The following is a 3,690-nucleotide window of genomic DNA, read 5'->3' as shown; positions in this document are numbered from 1 at the left end:
ATATGATCGATCTGGAGGACAGGAAGGAAGGAGATTCCATTTACTCCACTGATATGTTACATTTTGTGATCGAGCATTTTGATTCCACGGACCTCAAGCTTATTTATGCCAGACAGCGCCTGTTCACAGCTATGGTGGCTGAAAGCCTGTTACAGAGGGGAATAAAGACATCAAGGGCTGGAGATGATCTTTTTGTACAGGGCAAGAAGCTAAGTATTTCCATTGCCAGTACCTCTGCCGTGTCCCAGAAGATACACTTTGGTATGAATGTGGAACATGGGGTCTATGGCTGCCTCAGTGATCAAGGGGTTCCTGAAAAAGACCTGTTCCCGCTGATGGAGGAAATAGCCAGCAGGTATGTGGAAGAGATCCATGATATTGAAAAGGACCTAAGAAAATCGAGACCATTAGGTGTGATGTGATGGAAGCACCTATTACAGAGATCTTCTGTTCTGTGCAGGGCGAGGGACCATACGTAGGTAACCGGCAGTTATTCCTGAGATTTGCCGGATGTAATCTTAACTGTTCTTACTGTGATACGGATGTACGAACATCTGAAGCTTGCAAATATGAGAAAGACCCGGGTTCAGGTGTTTTCCAGTATGTAAGAAACCCATTGAACCCTGAACAGATAGCAGAGCTTGTGGACCCTTTCATGAACGTGCATTCCCTGTCGCTTACGGGGGGTGAACCTTTATTGTATGCGGACTTCATCACTGAACTGAACGTGGTTCTTCCCTTATACCTGGAATCTAACATGACATTGCCGGATATGGCAAAGAAGGTAAAGGATTGCGTTTCATTCGTTTCAGGTGATGTGAAGCTCACCGATGAGTTCAAAGGAGAAAAACTGGAATCGCATATTGAAAGGACCATTGAAACCTTTAAGGTCCTCAGAAAGACCGAGAACAGGGATTGCTTCTGCAAGATCGTGATGACAAAAGACACCGATCCGGCTGATGTGTTGAATGTGACCGGATCCATACGCAACTTTATTTCATGTATTGTTCTGCAACCCGTCACGCAACATGATCTAAGACCGGATGTGAGGGTCCTTCTTGAACTACAAAATGAACTGCTTGGTGATATTGATACTTTGATAATCCCACAAACCCATAGGATGTGGGGGTGCTTATAATGAAAATGAAACTTGGAATAATAGATCATATTGACAGCGCTCATTACTTACCTGAGCATAGGACATGTGGTATCGTGCACGGTCACACGTACAAGGTTGAGATCGTCATAGAAGGTGAAAAGAACGAAAATGGTATGGTGATGGACTTCTATGATATAAAAAAGGTCGTCAAGGAAGTGCTTAAGGAATATGACCACAGGTTACTTAACGATATACTTGAGTTCCCAAGTGTGGAGAACCTGTGTGAACACATGCACCGAAACCTCAGTTCAAAACTGGACTTTCCGCTATCTGTAAAGGTATGGGAAGGAGAAGGGAAGTGGTGCGAAGTCTGTTGATCATGAAGAAATCCCACAAAATATATAACGTGTTAAGTTATAATTGAGCCAATCCAACGAACGGGGCTGTGGATGTGACAGGTATGTCAGGTGAAACAAAGAACGTATGTGATATAACGGTCTCCAGTAAGGAGGAAGAAATGAAGAGGATCATTGCACAACATCCCTGTTACTCAAAGGAGGCACAGCACAAGTTCGGCCGGATACACCTTCCAGTGGCTCCTGCATGCAATATCCAATGTAACTATTGTGACAGGAAGTTCGATTGCGTTAACGAGAGCCGTCCCGGTGTCACAAGTGAGGTGCTGACTCCCCATGAAGCCCTGGAAAGGACCAGGCAGGTGCTCAAGGACTTCCCTTTCATCAAGGTGGTTGCGGTAGCTGGCCCAGGTGACCCACTTGCCAATGATGCTACTTTTGAGACCTTCAGGCTTATTAAGGCCGAGTTCCCGGAGGTCACTCTTTGCCTGAGTACCAATGGGCTTGCCCTTCCTGACAGGATGCCTGAGATCATCGATGCAGGTGTGGACACGCTGACAGTAACACTGAATGCCATAGACCCGGCTATAGAGGCACAGCTTATCAGTCATGCAGTCTATAAGGGCAAGGTCCACAAGGGAGTGGAAGCTGCTGAGATCCTCATCAGGAACCAGCTTGCAGGTATCAAGATGGCTGTGGATGCAGGTATTGTTGTCAAGATCAATACTGTGATGGTCCCGGGCATAAATGACAAGCACATAGTCGAAGTGGCAAAGAAGATCAACGAAATGGGTGTTTATATAATGAACATCATGCCACTCATCTGCCAGGCCAAGTTCTCAGATATGGAACCACCAACGCCAGAAGAAAGGCAGGCCGTCCAGAATGCATGTGAACCTTATGTGCAGCAGATGAGGCATTGTCGCCAGTGCAGGTCTGATGCGTTTGGTCTTATCGGGAAGGACCTTTCCCAGATGAGTGAAGAGCGCCGCAATACCATAAAACTGGAAATGGCAAAGAAGGCTGAAGAAATATAATTCATTGACTTTTTGGTGGCCTTGATGGACCTGGAGCTTCTTGCCCGCAATCTGCGGGAGTTCGAAGGGGTTTCGCGCAAGAAACCCATTGCTGAGATCTTTAAGATATTTGAGAGCGTCCGCCATGAATATGGCAATGTTCTCGCAGATTTTGGCGATGATGCCGCCGTGATAGATATAGGTGGAGATGACGTGATCCTGTTCGCTGCAGATGGTATATGGGGCAGGATCGTGGAGAAGAGTCCCTGGTGGACTGGTTACACTTCAGTAGTTGTCAATGTTAACGATATCTCGGCCATGGGGGGCAAGCCTCTTGCCATGGTGAATATTATGTCATCCGGAGACCCCGGGTCCATCAAAGGCATTATGGAGGGTATAAGGGATGGTATAAACAAGTTCGGTGTGCCCATGGTAGGAGGGCATACTCATCCGGACACTCCTTATAATTCCCTTGCAGTTGCCATTATTGGTGTAGCCAAGAAGGACTGCGTTATCAGAAGCGATACCGCAAGTCCCGGGGATGTCGTCATCTTTGCATATGATCTTGACGGCAGGGTAGGTATGAACTCTCCATATAGCTGGGATACCACATCTTTCAAAGATCCGCAATTTGTCAGGGAGTGTTACATGGTGATGGTTACCATAGCTGAAAGGAAGCTTGTGACCGCCGGAAAGGATATCAGTAACCCTGGCTCCATCGGCACTCTGGGCATGTTGTGCGAGACAAGCAAGGTAGGGGCTTGTGTGGATATTGCCAAAATACCCAGACCTGAAAATATGGACATAGAGCAGTGGCTGAAGATATATCCTGCCACCGGTTATGTTGTCACTGCAAAGCCTGAGAATGCGCAGGAATGCCTAAAGATCTTCTCTCAGGTGGGTATCACTGCTGCTGCTGTGGGTGAGATCAATGACAGCCACAGGTTAGATATCCATTACCAAAGCACAAAGTCTACAGTGTTTGATTTTGGTAAAGATATCATAACAGGCATTGACGAATGAACAGCCAAGCTAAATTTCTCGTTTTCGGCTTTGTAGAAAAGCTACTCTTGATTTTATTTTGACCTAGTAATTTAAAAAGGATAAATCCCCTGAGCATTCTCTGCTACCAAAAACACATAGGGGATGATTGTGTTTTGTCAAATAAGTACTTAAAGTTTGTTGATACAGCTCTAGCTGTATCAGGAAAATCACACCT

5 protein-coding genes are annotated in these 3,690 nt (G+C 46.0%); all 5 read left to right on the top strand.

The genetic code is table 11. The features are described 5' to 3' along the window. Positions 1–422, top strand: a 422-nt coding sequence (locus A4E24_RS07680; protein WP_292352697.1) for a DUF366 family protein, incomplete at its 5' end; no start/stop codon positions are given. Further along, the gene (locus A4E24_RS07675) at positions 422–1,138 is read left to right on the top strand and encodes a 7-carboxy-7-deazaguanine synthase QueE (protein WP_292352696.1); all 717 of its coding nucleotides are present in this window, start codon (positions 422–424) and stop codon (positions 1,136–1,138) included. The genes A4E24_RS07680 and A4E24_RS07675, both read left to right, overlap by 1 nt. Beyond that, on the top strand, positions 1,135–1,476 hold the full coding sequence (queD, locus tag A4E24_RS07670; protein ID WP_292352698.1) for a 6-carboxytetrahydropterin synthase QueD: 342 nt from the start codon (positions 1,135–1,137) through the stop codon (positions 1,474–1,476). The genes A4E24_RS07675 and queD overlap by 4 nt, the downstream gene beginning before the upstream one ends. An 83-nt stretch (positions 1,477–1,559) precedes the next feature. Next, positions 1,560–2,492 (top strand): nitrogenase cofactor biosynthesis protein NifB, encoded by a 933-nt coding sequence (gene nifB / locus A4E24_RS07665; protein WP_292352695.1) that lies wholly within the window; start codon positions 1,560–1,562, stop codon positions 2,490–2,492. A gap of 24 nt (positions 2,493–2,516) precedes the next feature. Further along, positions 2,517–3,494 carry a methanogenesis marker 2 protein gene (locus A4E24_RS07660; protein ID WP_292352694.1) on the top strand — a complete coding sequence of 326 codons (978 nt, stop codon included), beginning with the start codon at positions 2,517–2,519 and terminating at the stop codon, positions 3,492–3,494. Positions 3,495–3,690 lie beyond the last annotated feature (196 nt).

It is taken from the genome of Methanomethylovorans sp. PtaU1.Bin093, from assembly GCF_002067275.1.
Classification (GTDB): domain Archaea; phylum Halobacteriota; class Methanosarcinia; order Methanosarcinales; family Methanosarcinaceae; genus Methanomethylovorans.
Note: the sequence above shows the minus strand (reverse complement) of the source record. Positions and strands in the feature narration are given on the sequence as shown.

What these genes read in the sequence shown, in the direction of transcription:
- A4E24_RS07675 (WP_292352696.1), top strand. Translation starts at nt 422, where the DNA reads ATGGAAGCACCTATTACAGAGATCTTCTGTTCTGTGCAGGGCGAGGGA.
- nifB (WP_292352695.1), top strand. Translation starts at nt 1,560, where the DNA reads ATGTCAGGTGAAACAAAGAACGTATGTGATATAACGGTCTCCAGTAAG.
- A4E24_RS07660 (WP_292352694.1), top strand. Translation starts at nt 2,517, where the DNA reads ATGGACCTGGAGCTTCTTGCCCGCAATCTGCGGGAGTTCGAAGGGGTT.